The 24,029-nt window shown below is 65.4% G+C and carries 19 protein-coding genes and 2 pseudogenes; 7 read left to right on the top strand and 14 right to left on the bottom strand.

All coding sequences use genetic code 11. From position 1 onward, the window contains the following. Nucleotides 1-68: 68 nt before the first annotated feature. Both ACUXVA_RS15260 and ACUXVA_RS15255 read left to right on the top strand, forming a co-directional pair. Complete coding sequence (locus ACUXVA_RS15260) at nt 69-1,679, top strand: phytoene desaturase family protein (protein WP_445493061.1); 1,611 nt, start codon at nt 69-71, stop codon at nt 1,677-1,679. Nucleotides 1,680-1,883: 204 nt separating this feature from the next. After that, nucleotides 1,884-2,780, top strand: coding sequence for a 50S ribosomal protein L11 methyltransferase (locus ACUXVA_RS15255; protein WP_445493301.1), 897 nt, complete (start codon nt 1,884-1,886; stop codon nt 2,778-2,780). A gap of 3 nt (nt 2,781-2,783) precedes the next feature. On the opposite strand, the gene ACUXVA_RS15250 is transcribed toward ACUXVA_RS15255, so the two are convergent. Beyond that, complete coding sequence (locus ACUXVA_RS15250) at nt 2,784-2,969, bottom strand: hypothetical protein (RefSeq protein WP_265079544.1); 186 nt, start codon at nt 2,967-2,969, stop codon at nt 2,784-2,786. 187 nt (nt 2,970-3,156) lie between these two features. Here ACUXVA_RS15250 and ACUXVA_RS15245 point away from each other — a divergent pair, with 187 nt between their 5' ends. Both ACUXVA_RS15245 and ACUXVA_RS15240 read left to right on the top strand, forming a co-directional pair. Beyond that, entirely contained in the window at nt 3,157-4,989 is a 1,833-nt protein-coding gene (locus ACUXVA_RS15245; RefSeq protein ID WP_445493059.1) for an aminopeptidase P family protein, read from the top strand. A gap of 90 nt (nt 4,990-5,079) precedes the next feature. Beyond that, entirely contained in the window at nt 5,080-6,300 is a 1,221-nt protein-coding gene (locus tag ACUXVA_RS15240) for a multidrug effflux MFS transporter (protein ID WP_445493300.1), read from the top strand. 11 nt (nt 6,301-6,311) lie between these two features. Here the strand turns inward: ACUXVA_RS15240 and ACUXVA_RS15235 are convergent, their stop codons facing one another. The 5 genes from ACUXVA_RS15235 to ACUXVA_RS15215 form a co-directional block, all read right to left on the bottom strand. Beyond that, a complete protein-coding gene (locus ACUXVA_RS15235) occupies nt 6,312-7,934 on the bottom strand; it encodes an ABC transporter substrate-binding protein (protein ID WP_265079546.1) in 1,623 nt (540 codons plus the stop codon). Between the two features lie 371 nt (nt 7,935-8,305). Then, nucleotides 8,306-9,805, bottom strand: a complete 1,500-nt coding sequence (locus tag ACUXVA_RS15230) for a phosphomannomutase/phosphoglucomutase (RefSeq protein WP_445493056.1) — start codon at nt 9,803-9,805, stop codon at nt 8,306-8,308. A 111-nt stretch (nt 9,806-9,916) separates the two neighbouring features. Beyond that, complete coding sequence (gene ahcY, locus ACUXVA_RS15225) at nt 9,917-11,338, bottom strand: adenosylhomocysteinase (protein WP_265079548.1); 1,422 nt, start codon at nt 11,336-11,338, stop codon at nt 9,917-9,919. Nucleotides 11,339-11,618: 280 nt separating this feature from the next. Further along, entirely contained in the window at nt 11,619-12,815 is a 1,197-nt protein-coding gene (gene metK, locus ACUXVA_RS15220) for a methionine adenosyltransferase (RefSeq protein ID WP_445493054.1), read from the bottom strand. A gap of 58 nt (nt 12,816-12,873) precedes the next feature. Continuing rightward, nucleotides 12,874-14,229, bottom strand: a complete 1,356-nt coding sequence (locus ACUXVA_RS15215) for a hypothetical protein (RefSeq protein ID WP_445493052.1) — start codon at nt 14,227-14,229, stop codon at nt 12,874-12,876. A gap of 176 nt (nt 14,230-14,405) precedes the next feature. Between ACUXVA_RS15215 and ACUXVA_RS15210 the strand changes: the two genes are divergently transcribed. Then, nucleotides 14,406-15,716, top strand: a complete 1,311-nt coding sequence (locus ACUXVA_RS15210) for a UDP-glucose dehydrogenase family protein (protein WP_445493050.1) — start codon at nt 14,406-14,408, stop codon at nt 15,714-15,716. A gap of 47 nt (nt 15,717-15,763) precedes the next feature. On the opposite strand, the gene ACUXVA_RS15205 is transcribed toward ACUXVA_RS15210, so the two are convergent. From ACUXVA_RS15205 to ACUXVA_RS15190, 4 genes and pseudogenes are all read right to left on the bottom strand, one after another. Next, on the bottom strand, nt 15,764-16,147 hold the full coding sequence (locus tag ACUXVA_RS15205) for a RidA family protein (RefSeq protein WP_445493048.1): 384 nt from the start codon (nt 16,145-16,147) through the stop codon (nt 15,764-15,766). Between the two features lie 7 nt (nt 16,148-16,154). Beyond that, nucleotides 16,155-17,285 (bottom strand): DSD1 family PLP-dependent enzyme, encoded by a 1,131-nt coding sequence (locus tag ACUXVA_RS15200; RefSeq protein ID WP_265079551.1) that lies wholly within the window; start codon nt 17,283-17,285, stop codon nt 16,155-16,157. Between the two features lie 2 nt (nt 17,286-17,287). After that, on the bottom strand, nt 17,288-18,262 hold the full coding sequence (locus ACUXVA_RS15195) for a tripartite tricarboxylate transporter substrate-binding protein (protein ID WP_445493045.1): 975 nt from the start codon (nt 18,260-18,262) through the stop codon (nt 17,288-17,290). 112 nt (nt 18,263-18,374) lie between these two features. Then, nucleotides 18,375-18,881 (bottom strand): annotated as a pseudogene (locus ACUXVA_RS15190) (HAD-IA family hydrolase); the annotation flags it as partial. 76 nt (nt 18,882-18,957) lie between these two features. On the opposite strand from ACUXVA_RS15190, the gene ACUXVA_RS15185 reads away from it, so the two are divergent. Next, on the top strand, nt 18,958-19,869 hold the full coding sequence (locus ACUXVA_RS15185; protein ID WP_445493043.1) for a LysR family transcriptional regulator: 912 nt from the start codon (nt 18,958-18,960) through the stop codon (nt 19,867-19,869). Nucleotides 19,870-20,046: 177 nt separating this feature from the next. After that, nucleotides 20,047-20,181 (top strand): hypothetical protein, encoded by a 135-nt coding sequence (locus ACUXVA_RS15180; protein ID WP_445493041.1) that lies wholly within the window; start codon nt 20,047-20,049, stop codon nt 20,179-20,181. Between the two features lie 66 nt (nt 20,182-20,247). Here the strand turns inward: ACUXVA_RS15180 and ACUXVA_RS15175 are convergent, their stop codons facing one another. The 4 genes and pseudogenes from ACUXVA_RS15175 to ACUXVA_RS15160 form a co-directional block, all read right to left on the bottom strand. Continuing rightward, the gene (locus ACUXVA_RS15175; protein WP_445493039.1) at nt 20,248-21,366 is read right to left on the bottom strand and encodes a cobalamin-independent methionine synthase II family protein; all 1,119 of its coding nucleotides are present in this window, start codon (nt 21,364-21,366) and stop codon (nt 20,248-20,250) included. A gap of 156 nt (nt 21,367-21,522) precedes the next feature. Further along, a pseudogene (locus ACUXVA_RS15170) lies at nt 21,523-22,174 on the bottom strand (ABC transporter ATP-binding protein). Nucleotides 22,175-22,232: 58 nt separating this feature from the next. Beyond that, nucleotides 22,233-22,985, bottom strand: a complete 753-nt coding sequence (locus tag ACUXVA_RS15165) for an ABC transporter ATP-binding protein (protein WP_265079557.1) — start codon at nt 22,983-22,985, stop codon at nt 22,233-22,235. Continuing rightward, nucleotides 22,982-24,022: a branched-chain amino acid ABC transporter permease gene (locus ACUXVA_RS15160; RefSeq protein WP_265079558.1), complete on the bottom strand. Its 1,041-nt coding sequence runs from the start codon at nt 24,020-24,022 to the stop codon at nt 22,982-22,984. Before ACUXVA_RS15160 ends, ACUXVA_RS15165 begins: the two co-directional genes overlap by 4 nt. Between the last annotated feature and the right edge of the window lie 7 nt (nt 24,023-24,029).

Below are 24,029 nucleotides of genomic sequence, written 5' to 3'. Positions count from 1 at the left end.
CCCTTGTGCGCAACGTCGCCGTCTTCGATAAAGACCGCAGGATGAACCTTTGATGAAGTTCCCAACGAATGTCTGACGCCTCTGACATCGACGTTCTGATCATCGGTGCCGGCCATAACGGCCTCACCTGCGCGGCCTATCTCGCCATGAGCGGGTTGCGGGTGAAGGTGGTGGAACGCCGCGCCGTGGTCGGCGGCGCCGCGGTGACCCAGGAGTTTCATCCCGGCTTCCGCAATTCGGTGGCCGCCTACACCGTCAGCCTGCTCAATCCGCAGATCATTGCCGATCTCAGGCTGCACGATCACGGCCTCAGGATCGTCGAGCGCAAGGCGCAGAATTTCCTGCCGGCACCGGACGGCAGCTATCTGCTGACCGGCGAAGGCCGCACCCAGCAGTCGCTCGCCAAACTCAGCGCCCGCGATGCCGGCCGTCTTAACGCCTTCACCGGGGAACTCGAAGTCATCGCCGACGTGCTGCGCGCCTTCGTGCTGCGCGCGCCGCCGAACCTGGTCGCGGGCTTTGGCGCCCGCAGCATCCATGAAGTCATCAACGCGCTCGGCACCGCCAACGTGCTGCGCGGGCTGACACTGGAGCAGCAGCGCATCCTGCTCGACCTGTTCACCTGCTCAGCCGGCGAGATGCTCGATGACATCTTCGAGAGCGAGCTGATCAAGGCGCTGTTCGGCTTCGACGCCATCGTCGGCAACTATGCCAGCCCCTACGCCGCCGGCTCGGCCTATGTGATGCTGCACCATGCCTTCGGCGAGGTGAACGGCAAGAAGGGCGTGTGGGGCCATGCCATCGGCGGCATGGGTGCCATCACCCAGGCCATGGCCGCTGCCGCGCGCAGCCACGGCGTGGCCATCGAGACGATCAACGGCGTGCGCGAAGTGCTGGTCGAGGGCGACCGCGCGGTCGGCGTCATCCTCGACAACGGCGAAAGCGTTCGTGCCAAATACGTGGTGTCGAACGTCAATCCAAAACTGCTCTACACGCGGTTGATATCGGCCGACGCCCTGCCGCCGCCCTTCCTCGCGCGCATCAAGAACTGGCGCAACGGCTCCGGCACCTTCCGCATGAATGTGGCGCTGAGCGCCCTGCCTTCCTTCACCGCGCTCCCCGGCAAAGGCGATCATCTCAGCGCCGGCATCATCCTGGCGCCGAGCCTGGCCTATATGGACCGGGCCTGGAGCGACGCGAAGCAGCATGGCTGGAGCAGGCAGCCGGTGGTCGAACTGCTGATCCCCTCCACCATCGACGACTCGCTGAGTCCGCCCGGCCAGCACGTCGCCAGCCTGTTCTGCCAGCACGTGGCGCCAGAGCTTCCGAACGGCGCGTCGTGGGACGATCATCGCGCGGAGGTCGCTGACCTGATGATCGCCACCGTGGACAGCTATGCTCCTGGCTTCGCCGGTAGCGTGATCGGCCGGCAGGCGCTGTCGCCGCTCGACCTGGAGCGCGATTTCGGGCTGCTCGGCGGCGACATCTTCCACGGCGCGCTGAGTCTCAACCGGCTGTTCTCGGCGCGGCCGATGCTCGGCCACGCCGACTACCGCGGGCCGCTGAAGGGACTCTATCACTGCGGCTCGGGCGCCCATCCCGGCGGCGGTGTCACCGGCGCGCCCGGGCACAACGCGGCCCGGACCATCCTGCGCGATCACCGGGCGCTGTTCGCATAAGACTGCGCGGTTATTCCGGTTTCTCGGTCGGCTGACAGTGTCCGTGGCCCGGAACGACAGCCTGGGGACAGCCCTGTGGAAAAGCCTGTGGGTATCCGATGGAGAACCCCGGGAGAACCCCGGTACGTCCCTGTTGAAAACCCTTGCATGAACAGCGAATAACCGGTGAACACAGGCATCGCGCCCAACCTGCCGGACCACCTCATGACCGCCACCATCACCCCCGCGACCACCCGCGCCATTTTCGCCATCGGCGACGAGCGCAGCGCCAAGCATGTGGTCGACCTGCTCACCGAGAGCTTTTTCGAGGGCCAGGCGGCGATCGCGGCGTTCGAACGGCCGGACGGCCGCTGGGACATCAGCGTGCATTTTGCCGAGCCGCCGGACCAGGACGCCATCCGCGATCTCGTTCGGCTGGCCGCCGGCGACGCGGTGGTCGAGAGCATCGTGTTCGACACGGTGGAGGCCAAGGACTGGGTCAAGGCCAGCCTCGAAGGACTGGTGCCGGTGCGCGCCGGGCGTTTCATCGTCCATGGCGCCCATGACCGCGCCAGCGTGCCGCCGAACAAGCTGGGCATCGAGATCGAGGCGGCGCTGGCGTTCGGCACCGGCCATCACGGCACCACGCGCGGCTGCCTGCTCCTGCTCGATCATGTGCTGAAGTCGAAAGCGCCGGCCCGCATGCTCGATCTGGGGTCGGGCACCGGCGTGCTCGCCATCGCCGCCGCCAAGGCCACCCAGCGTCGCGTGCTGGCCAGTGACATCGATCCGATGGCCACGCGCGTCGCGCGGGAGAATGCCCGGCTCAACGGCGTCGGCAATCTCGTGGAGTCGATCTGCGCCACCGGCTTTTCGGCGCCGCAGTTTGCGGCGCGGGCGCCGTTCGACCTGGTGCTGGCCAACATCCTCGCCAACCCGTTGCGTCAAATGGCAACGCCGCTGGAGGCGCATCTGGCCCCGAACGCGATGGTGATCCTGTCTGGGCTGCTGCTGCCGCATACGACAGGGGTCATCGCCGCCTACCGGGCGCGCGGACTGGTGCTGTTGCGCCATCTGCGCGTGGAGGGCTGGAGCAGCCTGCTGATGCAGCGGGCCGGCTGAGGGCTATTCAGGGGGCTTATAGGCCGAGCCGGTCTGGCTCTGCTGCTCGACCCGTTCGGCGCGCTGGATGCGGGCCTCCACAAAACGGCCGAGCACCCGCACGATGACGCCACGTTGTTTCTGCTCGACTGGTGGGATGGGGCCGCGGCGCACCGGCGGCGAGATTTTCTCGAACGTAAAAGCAGGCATCGTGTATCCCCTCTTCGTTGAGTTGAAACACTCGGCAGGAATCAGACCGCATGGTGAACGCATGCCGGAGCGGGATGTTCCATCCGGTTGAACGCTAGTGCAATATTGCAAGCATAAGTTATGCCAGCTTCGTGCAACCCTGCCCTTCGATTGCCGGGTCTGCAAGGCGACCATAGGATGACCAGCGATGTTCGAAGCTCATTTCCAGACATTCGAGGAGCCCGAAGGCGGCGTGGCGCTGACCGCGCGGCTGGCCGCGTTTCGCGAGGAATTGCTGCGCCGGAAGCTGACGGGCTTCGTGATCCCCCGCGCCGATCAGCAGCAGAACGAATATGTCGCGCCGTCCGAAGAGCGGCTGGCGTGGCTGACCGGCTTTACCGGTTCGGCCGGCATGGCGGCGGTGCTTCTCCATGAGGCCGCGGTGTTCGTCGACGGCCGCTACACCCTGCAGGCCGCCAAGCAAGTCGACGGCAAGGCCTGGAGCGTGCAGTCGCTGGTCGAGCCGCCACCGGAAAGCTGGCTCGGCGAGCATCTGGCAGCCGGCGACCGCCTCGGATTTGACCCCTGGCTGCACACTTCCGCGGCAGCCGAGCGGCTGGCGGCGGCCTGCGCCAAGGCCGGGGCCGAACTGGTCGCGGTCGACAGCAACCCGGTGGATTCGGTGTGGGCCGAGCGGCCGGCGCCGCCGATCGGACCGGTCACGATCCACGGCCTCGAATTCGCCGGCGAGTCCGAATCCGACAAGCTCGGCCGGATCCGCGCCGAGATCATCAGGCTTGGCGCCGATGCGCTGGTGCTGTCGGATTCCCATGCGGTGGCCTGGACCTTCAACATCCGCGGCGCCGACGTCTCGCACACGCCGCTGCCGCTGTCCTATGCGCTGGTGCCGAAGGATGGCCGCCCCTCGATCTTCATCGATGCGCGAAAGCTCTCCAATAGCGCGCGCGCCCATCTGGAGGCCAATGCCACGGTGGAGGAGCCGGAGGCGCTGACCGCGGCACTCACCACGCTGGCCGAGCGCGGCGCGGCCATCGCGCTGGACAGCGCCACCGCCGCCGATGCGCTGAGCCGGCTGGTCACTTCCCATGGCGGACGGCCACTGCGCGGCAACGATCCGGTGGCGCTGCTGAAGGCCAGCAAGAATCCGATCGAGATCAAGGGTACGCAAACTGCGCATCGCCGCGACGCTGTGGCGCTGGTCCGGTTTCTCGCCTGGGTCGACCGCGAGGCGCCCAAGGGCGCGCTGACCGAGATCGACGCCGTCGAGGCGCTGGAGACGTTTCGTCGCGACACCGGCGCGCTCAAGGATGTCTCGTTCCCGACCATCTCCGGCACCGGGCCGAACGGCGCCATCGTGCATTACCGCGTCACCCGCAAGAGCAACCGCCGCATCGCGGTCGGCGACCTCTTGCTGATCGATTCCGGCGCGCAGTATGAGGACGGCACCACCGACGTTACCCGCACCATCGCCGTGGGCGAGCCGACCGCGGAAATGCGCGACCGCTTCACCCGCGTGCTGCGCGGCCACATCGCCATTGCCCGCGCGGTGTTTCCCGACGGCACCTCCGGCGCGCAGCTCGACAGTTTCGCGCGCCAGTTCCTGTGGCAGGCCGGCCTCGATTTCGGCCACGGCACCGGCCACGGCGTCGGCAGCTACCTCTCGGTGCATGAGGGGCCGGGCCGGATCTCCAAGCTCGGCACGGTGCCGCTGAAGCGCGGCATGATCCTGTCCAACGAGCCCGGCTACTACAAGACCGACGGCTTCGGCATCCGCATCGAAAATCTTGAACTGGTGGTCGAAGCGACCATCCCCGGCGCCGAGCAGCCGATGAACGCCTTTGCGACGCTGACGCTGGCGCCGATCGATCGCCGGCTGATCGACCTCGCTTTGATCAATGCCGACGAGCGCGCCTGGATCGACGACTACCACGCCCGGGTCAAGCGCGAGGTGCGCCCGCTGCTCGACGACGAGGCCACACGGGTCTGGCTCGATGCGGCAACAGAGCCGCTCCCGCAGTAGCCAACACGAAAGAATTCTGCCCACGTGAACTACAGCCCGCCCCCGCCCGCTCCCATCGTCGAGGTGATCGACCATTCCAGATCGCGGGTGATGCTGCTGTTGCTGGTGGCGATGACCGGCGTGGCGCCGATCTCGCTGTACATGCTGGTGCCGGCGCTGCCGGAACTGGCGCGGGTGTTCGGCCGCGACATCTCCATCGCGCAGATGACCGTGTCGCTGTACATGGTCGGCCTCGCCTTCTCTCAGCTGATCATGGGGCCGCTGTCGGACCGCTTCGGGCGCCGCCCGGTGCTGCTCGCCGGCCTCTGCCTGATGGTGCTGGCCGGCGTCGGCAGCATCTTCGCCGAGACGCTGCCGCAACTGATCGCGGCGCGGTTCTTCCAGGCGCTCGGCGGCGCCACCGGCATGGTGATGAGCCGCGCCATCATTCGCGATCTCTATCCGCGCGACCGCGTCGGCGCGATGATCAGCCTGGTGATCGCGGTGATGATGATCGCGCAAATGCTGAGCCCGCTGGCCGGCGGCCTGCTGGAGACTGGGCTCGGCTGGCGTGCGATCCTCTATGTCATCACCGCCGCATCGCTCGCCGTCATCGTCGGCATCGCCGTGCTGCTGCCGGAAACCCGGCGCGTCAGCGACAACGTGTCGGGCGCGGGCTTCGTCGCCGACGTCAAGGTGCTGACCGGGAGCCGCGCCTTCATCGGCTACCTGCTCTGCTACGTGATCGCTTCGTGGATCATCTTCACCTTTGCCGGCGGAGGCCCTTATGTCGTCGTCACCCAGATGGGCCGCACCTCCGCCGAATACGGCGCGTGGTTTGCGACATCGGGCCTCGCTTATCTCCTGGGCAACCTGTGCTGCGTGCGCTTCGCGCCGCGGCGGAGCATCGAGCACCTGATCTGGTTCGGCCTGACGCTGCAGCTCGGCGGCGCCCTGCTCAATGTGGTCTGGGGCCTCACCGGCCTGAACCAGCAGCCGGCCTGGCTCTTCCTCACCCATATGATCGTGATGTTCGGCAATGCCTTCGTGATGTCGAACTCGGCCGCCGGCGCGCTCAGCATTCGTCCGCAATCGGCCGGCTCGGCGTCCGGCATGATGGGTTTCCTACAGATGGGCCTGGGGGCGCTGTGCTCACAGTTCGGCGCCTGGCTGGGCGGCAATTTCGCCACGCCGGTGCCGCTCAACATCGCTTTGGTGGTGCTGTCCTGCGGCTGCGCCGCCTGCATGGTCCTTCTGGTACCGCGCGGCGGCGCGGTGGCGACGGAAGAACTGATCGAGAAGGTCGAGGAGGAAGATACGGGGCTGCTGTAGCACGGCCTCGCTCACCCCTTGGTAAACTGCCGGAAGTCCGGCTCGCGGTGAAACCAGAACTCGTAGCCGGAGACGTTCTTCTGCATGGCGACGTCGTGAATCGGCTGGTTGAGCGGCACCATCGGCACGTCGCGCATGCACAGCGAGATGAACTCCTTGACGGTCTTGTCGTACTCCGCCGGATCGGTCGTGAAGCGGGCTCTGTCGATCAGCGCGTCCATCGCCTTGTTCTGGTACGAGGAGATGTTGAAGATCGAATTGTTGCCGTGGAAATTCCAGAAGAAGTAGTATTCCGGATAATCGAGCCAGCCGCTGAAGCGGTTCAGCGCCATCGGCAGCTCCTTCTTGTTGAGCGTGGTGCGCCAGTTGGCGCCGGGGATCTTCTCGATCGCCGCCTTGATGCCGATCTTGGCGAGGCTCTCCTGGATCAGCAGCACGGTGGGCTCGCCGACCGTCGCGGTGCCGGTGTCGAGCGACAAAGTCGTTTCGAAACCGGATTCCAGTCCGGCCTCCTTCATCAGCGCCTTCGCTCTGTCGAGGTCGGTGACATAGGGAAACGGCTGCGGCCAGACCGGTCTGGTGACCTCCGCCGGACCGCCATGCATCGGCACCGCGCGGTTGAAGAACGCGCTCGACTGGATCTGCTCGTAGGGCATCGCCCAGGCCACCGCCTGGCGCAGCTTCACATTGTCGAACGGCGGCTTCGCGGTGTTGAGCGCGACGTACCACAGCGCGTTGGGAATCGGCACGCCGGACACCTTGACTTTGGCGTCCTTGATGATCTGGTCGAAATCGCGCGGCGCGAAGCCGCTGGAGAAATCGGCATCGCCGCGCTCGAGCATGGCGCGGCGGGTGCCGGCCGAGGGCACGTCGCGGGCGATGATGCGCCTGATCTTCGGCAGCGGGCCGCTCTTCCAGTCGTCGAAGCGCGCGAAGATGGTCTCGGTGCCGGGCTTCCAGCTCTCGATCCGGTAGGCGCCGCCGCCGGCCTCGTTGTTGCGCAGCCACGCCAGCGCCCACGGATCCTCCGCCGTCGCGTTCTTCTTCGCCAGTTCGGAGTTGATGACGAACGGCACCACCACTGCGACGTTGAACAGCAGCATCTTGTCCTTGCGGATGTAGTCGATGCGGAAGGTGTGATCGTCGACGGCCACGAACTGTTCGGGCTTCTCCAGCGAGCCCGCCGACATCTGGAAGGTCGGGAAGCCGCCGACCTTGACCGCGCGGTCGAACGACCATTTGACGTCCTTCGCGGTGACCGGCGTGCCGTCATGGAATTTCGCGTCGCGGCGCAGCTTGAAGGTGCATGACATGCCATCGGCCGCCACCTCCCAGCTCTCCGCCAGCTCCGGCGTCAGCTTCTCGCGGTCGTAGGACGGCGTGCCGTCGGGCAGCGTCTTGGCGGCGTAGCTCAGCAGGCGGTCGTAGCAATTCCACGACAGGCCGTTGACGGTCTGGTTGGAGCCGACGCCCTGCATGTCCAGCGAGTTGGGGCCGAGCTCCTGCACGATCAGCAGCGTCTCGGCGCGCGCTTGCGCATGCACCTCGCGCACCCCGAACGTCGCCGCCGACGCGCCGGCCAGCGCGGTATGCAGGAAGTGGCGGCGGTTCAGGGCGATGGTGCTGATGGACATGGCGGGGAATTCCTTGAGGTGAAGGTGACGACAATGGCTGAGAGGTGAGCAAGGGCTGTGCCAAGAGGAGAGCGACGCCGTTGCGGCTCTCGTTCCCCGGACGCGGCGCAGCGCGCCGCGCCTGCGCGGCGTGGTGCGCCGCAGATCCGGCCCACAGCTTGTTGACATTAAGCAAGCTGGGTCCCGGGTCTGCGCAGCAGCACTGCCGGCGATGCTGCGCATCGCCTGTGCTGCAGCGCGCCCGGGAAACGGAGAGTTGCAGCAGCGCTGTCACCCCACCCCGCCGCACACGCGCTTCGCGCGCTGTGCAGCGCCCCTCCCCCTCGAGGGGAGGGTAAAAAAACTGCGCGGCGGAGGCGGACCTTCCCGGCTCAGATCGTCTGGTTATACGCGCCGACTTCGGGATGGGTGCGCAGCACCACGTTCATCGCCTCGAACATGTCGTGCATGCGCTGCTCCGACACCGGGCTCTCAACCACCACCACCAGCTCGGGCTTGTTCGATGACGCCCGCACCAGGCCCCGGCTGCCGTCGGCGCAGGTGACGCGCACGCCGTTGACGGTGACGAGATCGCGGATCGCTTGTCCTGCGACCTGGGCGCCATTCTTCTGCGCATCCTCGAAGTGCTTCACCACGGCGGCGACAACGCCGTATTTGGTCTCGTCGGCGCAATGCGGTGACATGGTCGGCGACGACCAGGTTTTTGGCAGCGCGTCCTTGAGGTCGGCCATGGTCTTGCCGGGGGCGCGGTCGAGCATCTCGCAGATGGCGATGGCCGACACCAGGCCATCGTCGTAGCCCCGGCCGACCGGCGCGTTGAAGAAGAAGTGGCCGGACTTCTCGAAGCCTGCCAGCGCCTTCGTCTCGAAGGTGCGGCGCTTCATGTAGGAATGGCCGGTCTTCCAGTAGGTGGTCTTGGCGCCCTGCGCCTGCAGCACCGGATCGGTGACGAAAAGTCCGGTCGACTTCACGTCGACCACGAAGGTGGCGTCCTTGATGACAGCCGACATGTCGCGCGCCAGCATCACGCCGACCTTGTCGGCAAAAATCTCCTCGCCGGTGTTGTCGACCACCCCGCAACGATCGCCGTCGCCGTCGAAGCCGAGGCCGACATCGGCCTTGTGCTCGAGCACCGCATCGCGGATCGCGTGCAGCATCTCCATGTCTTCCGGATTCGGATTGTATTTCGGAAAGGTGTGGTCGAGCTCGGTGTCGAGCGGGATCACCTCACAGCCGATTGCTTCCATCACCTGCGGCGCGAAGGCGCCGGCGGTGCCGTTGCCGCAGGCGACGACCACCTTGAGCTTGCGCTTCAGCTTCGGGCGGCGGGTCAGGTCGGCGATGTAGCGGGCCGGATAGTTTTCATGGAATTGATAGGAGCCGCCGGGCTTGTTGTCGAACTCGGCGCCCAGCACGATCTCCTTCAGCCGGTTCATCTCGTCCGGTCCGAAGGTCATCGGGCGGTTGATGCCCATCTTGACGCCGGTCCAGCCATTGTCGTTATGCGACGCCGTGACCATCGCGACGCAGGGCACGTCGAGATCGAACTGGGCGAAATAGGCCATCGGCGTCACCGCCAGGCCAATGTCGTGGACCTTGCAGCCGGCGGCCATCAGTCCGGTCATCAGCGCGTATTTGATCGAGGCCGAGTAACCGCGGAAGTCGTGGCCGGTGACGATCTCCGGCTTCTGGCCGAGTTCGCGGATCAGCACGCCGAGCCCCATGCCCAGCGCCTGCACGCCCATCAGGTTGATCTCCTTGCCGAACAGCCAGCGCGCGTCATATTCGCGAAAGCCGGTGGCCTTCACCATCGGCTCGGATTCATAGGCGTAGGTGTTGGGAACAAGAACGGGCTGCGGCTTGGGGAACATCGAATGGCCTCGCTGTCAGTCGTGCCAGGAAAGAAAGTCTCAACAAAAACGGGGCGCTCCAGCCCCGTTTTGTGACACTCATGGGTCGCGCGTGGCGCCCGGATCGGACGCTCAGTAGCGGTAGTGATCGCTCTTGAACGGACCCTCGGGCTTGACGCCGATATAGGCGGCCTGCTCGGGGCTGAGCTCCGACAGTTTAACGCCAATCTTGGCGAGATGCAGGCGGGCGACCTTCTCGTCCAGTGCTTTCGGCAGCACGTAGACTTCCTTCTTGTACTTGCCGTCCTTGTTGTTGGCGTAGAGTTCGATCTGCGCCAGCGTCTGGTTGGTGAAGGAGGCCGACATCACGAAGGACGGATGGCCGGTGGCATTGCCGAGGTTCACCAGGCGGCCTTCCGACAGCAGGATCATCCGCTTGCCGTCCGGGAAGGTGATCTCGTCGACCTGCGGTTTGATGTTGTCCCACTTCAGGTTCTTCAGATGCGCGATCTGGATCTCGTTGTCGAAGTGGCCGATGTTGCAGACGATGGCACGATCCTTCATCGCGCGCATGTGCTCGATGGTGATGATGTCCTTGTTGCCGGTGGCGGTGACGAAGATGTCGGCGCGAGGCGCCGCGTCTTCCATGGTCACAACCTCGTAGCCTTCCATCGCCGCCTGCAGCGCGCAGATCGGATCGACTTCGGAGACCAGCACGCGGCAGCCGGCGTGACGCAATGAGGCTGCCGAACCCTTGCCTACATCGCCGAAGCCGGCGACCATGGCGACCTTGCCGGACATCATGACGTCGGTGCCGCGGCGGATGCCGTCGACCAGCGATTCACGGCAGCCGTACAGGTTGTCGAACTTCGACTTGGTGACCGAGTCGTTGACGTTGATCGCGGGCCACAGCAGCGTGCCGGCCTTCTGCATGTCGTAGAGGCGATGCACGCCCGTGGTGGTCTCTTCCGAGACGCCCATGATCGAGTCGGCGATGGCCTTGAAGTAGCCCTTCGGCTTTTCCTTGAGCTGCTTCTTCAGCAGCGCGAAGAAGATCACTTCTTCATCAGAGGCCGGCTTGTCGAGGAAGGCGGTGTCGCCGTTCTCGGCGCGCAGGCCGAGATGCACGTACATGGTGGCGTCGCCGCCGTCATCGAGGATCATGTTGGGATAGCCACCGCCATGCCAGTCGAACATGCGGGCGGTGTAGTCCCAGTAGTCCTCGAGGCTCTCGCCCTTGATGGCGAACACCGGAACGCCCGCGGCCGCGATGGCGGCTGCCGCGTGGTCCTGGGTCGAGTAGATGTTGCACGACACCCAGCGCACGTCGGCGCCGAGCGCAACCAGCGTCTCGATCAGCACGCCGGTCTGGATGGTCATGTGCAAGGAGCCTGCGATGCGGGCGCCCTTCAGCACCTGCTTCGGGCCGTATTCCTCGCGGGTGGCCATCAGGCCGGGCATTTCCGTCTCGGCGATCGAGAGTTCCTTGCGGCCGTATGGCGCGAGCGAGATGTCCTTGACGATGTAGTCGGTGAAGCCTGCGGGGGCGGTCATGGGTTAATCCTTGTTCCTGTCCGAGAGCTGCTCCCGGACGCTAATAGTGGCGCCCTCTCCCCCAGGCGAAGCGAAGCTTCGCTAGGCGGGAGAGGGCTGCGGAGGCGGTCACTACAAACTCGTTTGGGAGAGGGGGCTTTCTAAAAGGCCCTCTCCCGCCTTCGCTACGCCGTAGCCGATGCTACGCATCGGCGTCCATTTAGAACGGCGGCCGAAAGGCCGCCTACGCACCCTCGCCCGCGGCGCGCTGCTTCGCAGCGCTGGGGGAGAGGGGAAGTAACTAGACGTTGCTCTTCAACACCTCGGCGAGGTCGGTCTTCTCCCAGGAGAAGCCGCCGTCCGCGTCCGGGGTCCGGCCGAAGTGGCCGTAGGCGGAGGTGCGGGCGTAGATCGGCTTGTTGAGGTCGAGATGCTTGCGGATGCCGCGCGGGGTCAGGTCCATCGAAGCGGCGACGGCCTTCTCGATCACCTCGTCGCCGACCTTACCGGTGCCGTGGGTATCGATGTAGATCGACAGCGGCCGCGCCACGCCGATGGCGTAAGCGAGCTGCAGCGTGCAGCGGTCGGCGAGGCCGGCCGCGACGACGTTCTTGGCGACGTAGCGGGCGGCATAGGCGGCCGAGCGGTCGACCTTGGTGGAATCCTTGCCGGAGAAGGCGCCGCCGCCGTGCGGGGCTGCGCCGCCGTAGGTGTCGACGATGATCTTGCGGCCGGTCAGGCCGGCGTCGCCATCGGGGCCGCCGATGAAGAACTTGCCGGTCGGATTGATGTGCCAGATGGTCTTGTCGGAGATCCAGCCATCCGGCAGCGCCTGGCGCACGTAGGGCTCGACGCAGTCACGCACCTGCTGCGAGGTCATGTCCTCGACCAGATGCTGGTGGGAGACGACGATCTCGCGCACGCCGACCGGCTTGCCGTTCTCGTACTGCACGGTCACCTGGCTCTTGGAATCCGGTCCGAGCACCTTCTCGATGCCGGCATGACGGGCCTCCGAGATCAGGCGCAGGATCTTGTGCGCGTAGAAGATCGGGGCCGGCATCAATTCCGGGGTCTCGTTGACGGCGTAACCGAACATGATGCCCTGGTCGCCGGCGCCCTCTTCCTTGTTGGTACCGGGCTGCAGGGCGTCGACGCCCTGCGCAATGTCGGCCGACTGCGGATGCAGCAGGATCTCGATGTCGGCGGTCTTCCAGTGGAAGCCTTCCTGCTCGTAGCCGATATCCTTGATCGCGGCGCGTACAACGGCCTCGATGTGATCGTTCGTGACGGACTTGGGACCGCGGGTTTCACCGGCGATCACCACCTTGTTGGTGGTGGCCAGCGTTTCGCAGGCGGCACGGATCGACCAGGGGTCCATGCCGGCCTTGGCGCCTTCGCGGAAGAACAGGTCGACGATCTCGTCGGAAATCCGGTCGCAGACCTTGTCGGGATGGCCTTCGGAAACCGATTCACTGGTGAACAGATAGGACGCGCGCATCAATCAACCCCTTTTCCGCCAGACCTCGGCGGTCCTTTCATCAAAATGTCCAAGATTGTCAGTCGCGACGCCGCGAGATGACGTAGGATTCGTCATAGAACCAGAGGCCGTTGTGCTTGCGCAGAACCTCTCGGGTGGCATCCAGGTAGCGGCCGCTTTGGGTCACTTCCGTCAAACGGTCGTCTTCGATCTGGGCGACATAGACCGCCGCGTTCCATGCTGCAAAAGCCGTCGAGGTTCCGATCGTCCCGGTGACCTCGTTCGGCAGCGCCTCCATGGCGTAGCGAAAGATCGACCGTTGATCGGAATAGGCATTGAAGTTCAGATCGCGAGCCGCTGAGCCCAGTTCGTATTTCACTGCGCGCAATAGCTCATGACGGCTGACAGCGAAAGGGTTTTCTTTGGGCCAGACGGCTTGCACGATCTCCATACCAGGGTCCTGCCCATGGGAATGGATGCCGATCAGCCGCCCGCCGGCGCGCAAGGCGCGGGCCAGTGGTGCGATGATCCGTTTGGCGCGGAAACTCACCGAGGATTTGGCCCGGTAGGGCTGCGAGGCGATAATCAGGTCGAAATTGGCCTCGGTGCGGCCGGCGCGCGGAATGATCGAGTCGAGCAGGAAGCGGTGATCCTCGCGATAGACCACCAGCGCCACCGGCCGTTCATAGGTCGGCATGCCCGATCGCGGGTTGATGCTGGCGCGCCAGTTATCCTCAAGAAAAGGTCCAAGTCCGGCGATCTGCGCCTCGAACTCGCCGGACGACGCCCCGCGCAACGGCACCTCGTGCCAGATCATCCCGGCGGCGGCTGCCGGCGACAGCGGCGTCAGGGTCGGCGCTTCCGCGTAATGCATGTTGGTCAGCACGAACACCGTGGCGGGGTGCTCGAACAGCCGGTCGGGCACCTTGTCGAGAGTCAGGCGGACGTCCTCGAGGCTGAGTTCCTTGCCGGCGATGTAGAACGGCATATGCGGAAAACGGCCGTGCATCGACCGCATCACCCGCGCCAGCACGGTGCCGTCGCCGACCCCGGCGTCGAACACCCGCAGCGCCGGCGGCCGCGGATGGATGCTGGCCAGTTCCAGCCCGACCCGGTCGGCAATCACCCGCTTCTCCGAGCAGGTGTGCACGAAAAGCAGGTATTTCTGACGGTTTTCGAAGAAGCGGAAATTGCTGCGGGGGTCGCGCCGCTCGATCGGCGGTTCCAGTCCGCGCGGCGGCGGCGCCCCTTCGGGCAGCGACTGGGTGATGAAGGCCTTGATCCGGTCCAGCGTATCGATGGTGATGCGCTTGCCCTCGCGCAGCCGGTGCACCAGCTTGCCGTCATTGACGGCACGGCGCCCGAAGGTCGACTCCGCCATGTCGACCTGGCGGCAATAGTCCGAAATCTGGTCGAGGATCTGGTCGTTTTTCATCAGCGGGGACAGGCCAAGCCGGTGGGCAGAAAATGGTCTAGCCCACTTCCTAGCACCATCTGCCCACAATGGAAATGGACCGTTGCTGCATTGCAGCGTCGTGTGAAAGTCGTCTGCTTCTGCTAAGACCCGTCCGCAGGATTCCCCCTCCCCCTCACCCCAGCCACAGGTTTTCCATGCGCATCGCCATGATCGGCACCGGCTATGTCGGCCTTGTCTCCGGCGCCTGTTTTGCCGACTTCGGTCACCACGTGACCTGCGTCGACAAAGACGCCGACAAGATCGCGGCGCTTCGCGGGGGAGAGATCCCGATCTTCGAACCCGGCCTCGACGCGCTGGTGGCGACCAATGTGAAGGCCGGCCGGCTCGATTTCACCACCGACCTCACCGGCCCGGTCGGCCAGGCCGACGCGGTGTTCATCGCCGTCGGTACGCCGTCGCGGCGCGGCGACGGGCACGCCGACCTCTCTTACGTCTATGCCGCCGCGCGCGAGATTGCCGCAGCGCTGTCAGGCTTCACCGTGGTAATCACCAAATCCACCGTGCCGGTCGGCACCGGCGACGAGGTCGAGCGACTGATCCTGGAAACCAATCCGGCGGCCGATGTGGCGGTCGCCTCCAATCCGGAATTCCTGCGCGAGGGCGCGGCCATCCGCGACTTCAAGTTCCCCGACCGCATCGTGGTCGGCACTTCTGATGAACGCGCGCGAAAAGCGATCGGCGAGATCTACCGGCCGCTGTCGCTCAACCAGGCGCCGGTGATGTACACCGCACGGCGCACCGCCGAGCTGATCAAATACGCAGCCAACGCATTTCTGGCGACCAAGATCACCTTCATCAACGAAATCGCCGATCTCGCCGAGAAGGTCGGCGCCGACGTTCAGGACGTGGCGCGCGGCATCGGCATGGACAACCGCATCGGCAGCAAATTCCTGCATGCCGGCCCCGGCTTCGGCGGCTCGTGCTTTCCCAAGGACACCCGTGCGCTGGTCAAGATCGCGCTCGACCAGGATGTGCCGCTGCGCATCGTCGAGGCCGTGCTGTCCGTCAACGACAACCGCAAGCGCGCGATGGCGCGCAAGGTGTCACACGCGCTCGGGGGCAACCTGCGGGGCAAGACGATCGCCGTGCTCGGCCTGACCTTCAAGCCCGACACCGACGACATGCGCGAGGCGCCGTCGATCCCGCTGGTCACCGGCCTGCTCGACATGGGCGCCAAAGTGCGCGCCTTCGACCCGGTCGGCATGGAGGCGGCCAAGGCCGAACTCCCCGACATAACCTATTGCGCCGATGCCTATGACTGCGCCGACGGCGCCGACGCGCTGGTGATCGTCACCGAATGGGTCCAGTTCCGCGCACTGGATCTCGACCGGCTCAAGGCGGCGATGAAGCAGGCGGTGATGGTGGATTTGCGCAACGTCTACCGGCCGGAAGAGATGGCGGCGGCGGGGTTTGTGTATGAGGGCGTCGGGCGCGGGAAGGCGTGAGGCTTCCGGCCACACGCGTCTCATTCACGTGAACTCCGCAGCCGCGATCAATCCGGCAATAACACCACGCTCGCCACGGCTTCGATCTCGATCCGGAAACCGTAGTGAAGCGCGGGCACGGGAACAACCGCGCGGGCCGGCCTGACCGCGCCGGCCCATCCGGCATAAATCCGGTCGAAGGCGGGCCAGTCGTTGATGTCGGTGATGTAAACGCGAACCTGAACGAGCGCATCGATCCCGGTGCCTGCCGATGCCAGCGCGGCTGCGACATTGGCCAGCGCCTGACGCGCCTGCGTCTCGAAATCCCGGTCCGACAGCCTTGTGCCGTCGGATGCTATGGGCAATTGCCCGGACACGAACACCAGGTCGCCGGCGCGCATGGCATGGCGATAGTGCCCTCCAGGAGCCGCCAATCCGTGAAGCGTGCTCACGTTGCTATCACCAGCCATTGAAGCGCTTCCAGGTGGCCGGGGCGGCATCGCCGACAGCATGGTACTGAGAGAACTGCGCGCCGGTGGCGCAGGCGTGGTTTGGAAGGATGCGAAGCCGCGTGCCGATCGGAAAGCGATTGGCAACGGACATGGCGGCGGCATCCGGCGCGGCCAGGATCCCGTGTTCCTGGTTCGCGGCGATCATCACCAGGCGTTCCTCGATCGGCTTGCCCGCCGCATCGCATACGAGTCCGTATCCATAATCCTGCGACTGGCGGGCCGTGCCGCGGTCCCGGCTCATGGCCATCCATCCGGCATCCACGATGACCCAGCCCTTGTCCGGCTGATGGCCGATCACCGTCGTCAGCACGGACAAAGCGATATCGTCGATCGCGCAGACGCCGACATTCGTCATGAACAGGTCGAAGAACACATAGACGCCGCAGCGCACTTCCGTCACGCCGTCCAGCGCGCGGGCCGACAGCGCGGTCGGGGTCGATCCGACGCTGACGACGGGACAGGGAAAACCGGCGGCACGAAGCCGCTCCGCCGCACGAACGCTCAAGGCGCGCTCCTGCTCCGCCAGTTGCTGCAGAGAAGCGGGATCGTGCAGATCGTAGGAGTTGCCGGCATGGGTCAGCACGCCGCGAAGCGTGGCACCGCCGGTGTCAAGGATGCGGGCGATCTCGATCAGATCGGCATCCTCCGGACCGACCCCGGAGCGGTGCCCGTCGCTGTCGACCTCGATCAAAAAGTCAAAAGGTCCGCAACGTGTTTGCGCTTCGACGACGGCTCGAGCGATCGCGATCGAGTCGACGAGAATGGTGAGACGGCACCCCTGCTGGCGCAACCGCCCTGCCCGCTCGAGTTTATGCGGCGCGATGCACACCGCATAGAGGATGTCGTCGTGGCCGGCGGCAAAGAACTCTTCGGCTTCGCGCAAGGTCGAGACGGTGATGCCGGTCGCGCCCGCGGCGCGCTGCCTGTCGGCGACGGCGACGCATTTCGTCGTTTTCACATGCGGACGGAAGCTGACGCCGAAAGCATTCATGCGGTCCTGCATGCGGGCGATGTTGCGCTGCATGCGGGCGACGTCGACGATGGCGGCCGGCGTTTCGATATCGAGGAGAAATGTCATGCTCAATCCAGGTATTCGCCCTTGGCGCGCAGCACGGGCACGTCCTGCTGCAGGCCCCGTGCGATCAATGCGGTGACCGCGCCGGGTTCGAGATTGGCGCCCTGCGGCAGCTCGACGCCGACCGCGGTCATTTGCCGGGCGACATCCGGATCGGCAATGGCCGCACGCAGCGCCTCGTTCAACTTTTGCACGATGGGTGCGGATGTCCCCTTGCGCACGAAGATCGCATTCCACGAGCGCAGGTTGACGTCGGGATAGCCCGCTGCCGCCGCAGTGGCGACCTGCGGCGCCTGAGGCAGGGTCTGATCGCCGAGCACGGCGATGGCCTTGATGGTCCCGCCCAGCACCTGCGGCAGCGCGGTGGTGGTCTGGTCGCACATGAAGTCGACGTGACCGCCCATCAGATCGTTCATCGCCGGCGCCACGCCGCGATAGGGAACGTGGGTGATGTTCAGCTTCAGGCTCGACAGCAGGACGACGCAGGCATAGTGCGAAATCGATCCGACGCCGGCACTGCCATAAGTGAGCTTCTCGCGATTGGCGCGGGCATAGGCGACGAATTCCTGCAGGCTGGACGCGGGCAGGTCTTTTCGCGCCACCAGAAGCGTCGACGCCATCCCCGCAAGACCGACAGGTTCAAAGTCGGCGACCGGATCGTACGGCAGCTTCTTGAACAGCGCGACATTCGCCACATGGGTCCCGATGGTCCCGAAGCCGAGCGTGTATCCATCCGCCGGGGCCTTCATCAGCTTGGTCAGGCCGATGGTGCCGCTGGCGCCACCGATGTTCTCCACCACGATGGATTGCTTGAGGTGCGCGGCCATGGCCTGGGCCACGCTTCGTCCGAGCGCATCGCTCGGGCCACCGGCGGGAAACGGCACGATCAACGTCAGTTGCCTGTCGGGGAAAACCTGCGCCGTCGCCGCAGAGATGTTCAATCCAACGATGAAGGCAGCCGCGAGTAAGCGAGATTTCATGAAAAATCCTCCAGCCACGGAACGAGATCATCCAGGTTTGCAGATTCTTTTTCGGCCGCCGGCGCCCCTCGGGCCGCGCCAGGCCGACGCGGTTGTGCCAATAGGTGCGCAGCCCCACAGCCGACGTGCCGAACACGTCGTAGCCCGAGCCTGCGACGAAGGCGGCGTCCGCAGCCGAAACGCCCAACCTGTCCAGAGCGAGACGATAGGGGCGCGGGTCAGGCTTGTAGAAGCCGGCTTCCTCCGCCGTGACCACCACATCCCATGGCGTTTGAAGCCGCGCGGCGGCCATGCGTCCGAGGCGCGCCGAGCAGTTCGTGACCACGGCCAGACGGGTCCGCCCCGCCAGTCGGTCGAGCGCCGCCTGGGCCCCGCTCCACACCGGCAACGAGCCCCAACTGGCCTCAAGCGCGTCGGCAACCGAAACCGGAAGGCCCGTCGTGCGCGCGGCCTGCCGGACCAGATCCTCGTAGGGCACATAGGCCCCGCAGCCGTAGGTCAGACGCAGGTACTCCGCGCGCCAGGTCCGGCCTGCGGCTTCGGATCCGGCTGCGGCATTCCAGGCGCTCCAGGAATCGAGCAGCGCGGTGAGGAGATCGAAAAGAACGGCGCGGGGCATGGTCATGTCGAACCTCTATCATCCCGATCATCAGTTGTGTTTAAATGGAACTACCTCATCTGTTCAGGAAAATTGAATGATCTCGCTCGATGACCTGCGCTTCGTGGCGGCGCTGAGCCGGACCGGGTCGCTGAGCGCGGCCGCAAGAGCGCTGGACGTCACGCCGCCCGCGTTGTCCATGCGCCTGAAGCGGCTGGAAGCCAGCCTCGAAGCCAATCTCGTGGTGCGCAACTCCCGCGGACTCCGCTTCACGCCGGAAGGCGAGCAACTCGTGGAGGAAGCCAGGTCGATATTGTCCCGTGTCGAAGGTCTCGCCGACAGCCTGCGCGGCGGCGCATTTGCCGGATCGCTGCGGGTCGTGGCGCCGTTCGGTTTCGGCCGGGTCCACGTCGCTCCTGTCATGGCGGCGTTTGCCCGCGATTATCCGCAGGTGCGCGCGACGCTGGATCTTGCGGAAGCGCCATGGAATGGCAGTGTGGAAGCCGACGTCGTGGTCCATATCGGCGCGATCCGCGACTCCTCATGGATCGCTCATCTCCTCGCGCGCAATGCACGCTGGGTCTGCGCCAGTCCCGCCTATCTCAAGCGATGCGGAACGCCGATGCATCCCCGCGACCTCCAGCAGCACGCCTGCCTGTCGGTTCGCGAAAACGAAGAAGACGTGACGCTCTGGCGTTACAAGGATCGCAACGCGTCGTCCCGACGCTGGGAGCCCCTCCGGATAAGCCCGACGCTGACCAGCAACAATGGCGAGGTCGTTCGCGCGTGGGCTGCAGCCGGCCTGGGTATCGCACTCCGCTCGGAATGGGACGTGGCACCTTCCGTCAAGCGCGGGGAATTGCGTCGGCTCTTCCCCAGCCACGAGTTCGAAGGTGCCGATATTCTGGCGCTGGTGCCGGCGCGCCGCGGCGTCTCGGCGCGGGTGTCACACTTTGTCGAATGCCTGAAAGCGCGATTTCAGCCGAAAACGCCGTGGCGGATTGCATGAGGCGACGCGCGATCACCTGTCGGCCGGCGACGCCCTATCGGTGTATTGCCAGAGCAAATGGGCCGCGGCAGGGGCACCCGCGACAGTTGCGTTGCGGCCATCCGCACGCATGAACGCTTTGTTAACCATAATCCCGCAAGGTCTCCCCGGGGGTAAACCACACTCGGAGAGACCGCCGTGCTTTCAGCAATTCAACTGATCAGACTCGTTTCCATACCGGCGACAATGGCCTTGTTCATGGTGGCCGCACAGCTGTCCGCCAACCTGACCCTGCGGTCGGCCGAGCCGCTGATCGTCGTCAGCAGCCGCTGATTCGACGAATCCACCGCGCCCCGCCGCCTTGCCTCCCCACCGGGAAGGCAAGACACGCGGTTCGGACTACTTGCCCCAAACCTCGTTGGCGACGTCGACGGCAAGCCGCAGCTTGGCCCACTGCTCTTCCTCGCTGAGGATGTTGCCTTCTTCCGTCGAGGCGAAGCCGCACTGCGGCGACACCGCGAGCTGCTCGAGCGGCGCGAACTTAGCGGCCTCCGTCAAGCGCGCCTTGATGTCTTCCTTCTTCTCGAGCTCGCCGACCTTCGAGGTGATGACACCGACCACGACAATCTTCTTGCCCTTCGGCAGGAAGCGCAGCGGTTCGAAGCCGCCGGCGCGGTCCGAATCGTATTCCAGGAAGTAGCCATCGTAGTTGGTGCCGGCCAGCAGGGTTTCCGCCACCGGCTCATAGCCGCCCGACGAAATCCAGGTGGAGCGGAAGTTGCCGCGGCAGACATGGGTGGTGATCACCATATCGGCCGGGCGCTCGGCGATCGCGTAATTGATGATCCGCGAATAGATCTGCTGCAGGTTGTCGGCGTCCTCGCCGCGGTCGCGCACCTTCTGCAACTCGGCTTCCGAGCACAGATAGGCCCAGACGGTATCGTCGAGCTGCAGGTAGCGGCAGCCGGAGTCGTAGAACGCCTTCACCGCCTTGCGGTAGGTCTTGGCGAGGTCCTCGAAGAACACTTCGATGTCCGGATAGACCTCCTTGGAGATCGCCTTGCGGCCGCCGCGGAAATGCAGCACCGCCGGCGACGGGATGGTCATCTTGGCGGTGACGCCGGCAATGTCGGCGTGGCGCTTGAGAAACTTGAAGTGCGCCAGCATCGGATGATCGTCGGGGAAATCCAGCTTGCCGATGACCCGCACCGAATCGTGGCGGGTTTCGACGCCGGCGAACTGGATGCCGGTGTCGGGATGATACAGTTCACAGCCGGTCAGCTTGGCGAGGAAGTCGAAGTGCCACCACGAGCGGCGGAATTCGCCGTCGGTCGCCAGCTTGAGGCCGAGCGAGGACTGCTTGTGAACGACCTTCTCGATCTCCATGTCCTCGACCTTGCGCAGATCGTCGGCGGAGATCTCGCCCTTCTCGAGCTTGGCGCGGGCATCCTTGATGGACTGCGGGCGCAGCAGGCTGCCGACTTCGTCGGCACGGAACGGGGCAGTTGTTCTCAGCATGTCTTCGTACTCCCTCAATGATCTTGTCGTATCAGCTAAAACTTGCGTCCGGGACCATGACGGGCGACGGCGTTTGAGACGGTCCCGGTTCTGCGCAGCGGCATAAGAATGCCGCAGCGCGCCCGGGACAAGTGTCTATTTCGCGTCATCCCAATCCTAGTGTTTCGCCGCGCCTGCGACCCCGAGGAACCGTTCCAGCACGTCCGGATCGGCCTTGAGTGCGGCGCTGGCGGCGTCATGAACGATCCCCCCGCGTTCTAATATCACGACACGATCGGCCAGCCCGAGAATCTTTCGCGCATTCTGTTCGACGATGATCGAGCAAATGCCGCCCGCCCGGGTGATCTTGCCGAGCGCCGCCAGCAGTTCGTCGACGATGATCGGGGCGAGGCCCTCGGTCGGCTCGTCGAGCAGCAGCACCTGCGGATTGAGCACCAGCGCGCGCCCGACCGCCAGCATCTGCTGCTCGCCGCCGGACAGACTGGTTGCCGAAATTCGCCTTGCGCTCTTCCAGCCGCGGAAACATCTCGTAGACCTTCTTCACGGTCCACTCGCCGGACTTCGCCACCGCGGTCATGTTCTCTTCCACGGTCAGCGAACGGAAGATATTGCGCTCCTGCGGCACCCAGCCGATGCCAAGGCGGGCACGCTGGTCCGGCCGCAGCGACGTGACGTCGCGACCGCCGAGCCTCACGGTGCCGCTGAAGCGGCGGGTGACGCCGACAATCGAGTTGATCAGGGTGGTCTTGCCGGTGCCGTTGCGGCCGAGCAGCGCCAGCACCTGGCCCTCGCCGAGCTGCAGTGTCATCTTCGGGATCACCACGGCCTGGCCGTAGCCGGCGCACAGCTGATCGATTTCAAGCAATTCAGGCATCGGCACCCTCGCCGAGATAGACGGCCTTGACCCGCGGATCGCGCGCGACTTCGTCGGGCGGTCCCTCCACCAGCATGGCGCCGGCGACCAGCACCGAGATGCGGTCGGCAAAGGAGAACACCAGGTCCATGTCGTGCTCGATCAAGAGCACCGTGACGTCGCGCGGCAGGCTGGCCACCGCGGACAGGATATCGTGCCGTTCGCTCTCCGGCACGCCAGCGGCAGGCTCGTCGAGCAGCAGCACGCGCGGCTTGGTGGCGATCGCCACCGCGATCTCCAGCAGCCGCTGCTTGCCGTAGGGCAGCGTGGCGGTCCGCTCGTTCATGACGTCGAGCAGATGGAAGCGCGCGAGGTTTTCGGCGATCTCATCGTTGACGTCGGTGCGGGTGCCCATGCGGCGCCACCAGTCGCTGCCATGTCCGAGATGTTCGGATGCGGCGAGACCGATGGTCTCCAGCGGCGTCAGGTCCGCATACAGCTGGTTGATCTGGAAAGTGCGCGACAGCCCGCGCAGCACGCGCTTGTGCACCGGCAGCGCGGTGATGTCCTGGCCTTCCAGCAGGATGCGGCCGGAATTCGGCGCCAGCACGCCGGTCAGCAGGTTGATCACCGTGGTCTTGCCAGCGCCGTTGGGGCCGATCAGCGCGTGGCGCGCGCCGGCCTCGATCTTCAGCGAGAGGTCGCGGGTCACCTTGAGCCCGCCGAACGTCTTTTCCAGATTGACGGTTTCCAGGGCGATGGTCATGGCGCGTCACCTTCCGGCAGCATGATCGGCGCCTTCGCCCCGAAGCGGCGCATCACCAGGTTCGGCAGGTACAGCGCCCAGCGGTGCATGCGCTCGCGGCCGACCAGCACGATCACCACCAGCACCAGGCCGATCCAGAATTGCCAGTATTGCGGCGTCAGGGTCGAGAACAACTCCTGCAGCAGTTTGAAGATCACCGCGCCGATCAGCCCGCCATAGAGATAGCCGGTGCCGCCGATGATCAGTACCAGCATCAGGTCGGCCGAGCGGTCGAAGGCAAAGCCGTCGAGCGAGGCCAGCGCCGTGGTCTGGGTCGACAGCGCGCCGGCGACGCCGGCGAAGAAGGCCGCGACGGTATAGATCGCGATCAGGCGGCGATCGACGGGAATGCCGATGGCGGAGGCACGCAGCGGATTGTTGCGGATCGCGCGCAGCGACAGGCCGAACGGCGAATTCACGATCCGCCGCGCCAGCAGGAACATGACGAACAGCACGCAGAGGCAATAGATGAAGCCGACCTTGCCGAAGATGTCGAAGGAATACAGGCCGAGGATCGGCGCCATCTCGATGCCCTGCAACCCGTCGGAGCCACCGGTGATGTTGGAAAACTTGTTGGCAAGTTCGCGCAGCAGCAGCGCGATGCCCAGGGTCACCATCAGCCGCGTGAGGTCCGATCCGCGCATCACCAGGAAGCTGGTGACGAAGCCCAATGCCATCGCCGCAAAGCCGGCGACTAGCAGCGCCAGCACCGGCTCATCGACGATGTGGTGCAACGCCAGCAGACCCGCGGCGTAGCCGCCGAAGCCGAAGAAGGCGGCGTGGCCGAGCGAGACGATGCCGGCATAGCCGAGGATCAGGTCGAGCGACAGCGCGAACAGCGCCAGCCAGGCGATCTCGGTGAGGATCAGATAGCGGTTGGGAAACAGGAACACGCAACTCGCGGCAAGCAGCCAGAACACCAGCTCCGGCCAGCGCCAGCGGCCGCGCTGCATGGCGGAGTGGCCGACCTGGGAACGAAGCGTGTCGTTGACGGTCATGACGCCC

The sequence above is a fragment of the Rhodopseudomonas sp. RCAM05734 genome, from assembly GCF_052658035.1.
Note: the sequence above shows the minus strand (reverse complement) of the source record. Positions and strands in the feature narration are given on the sequence as shown.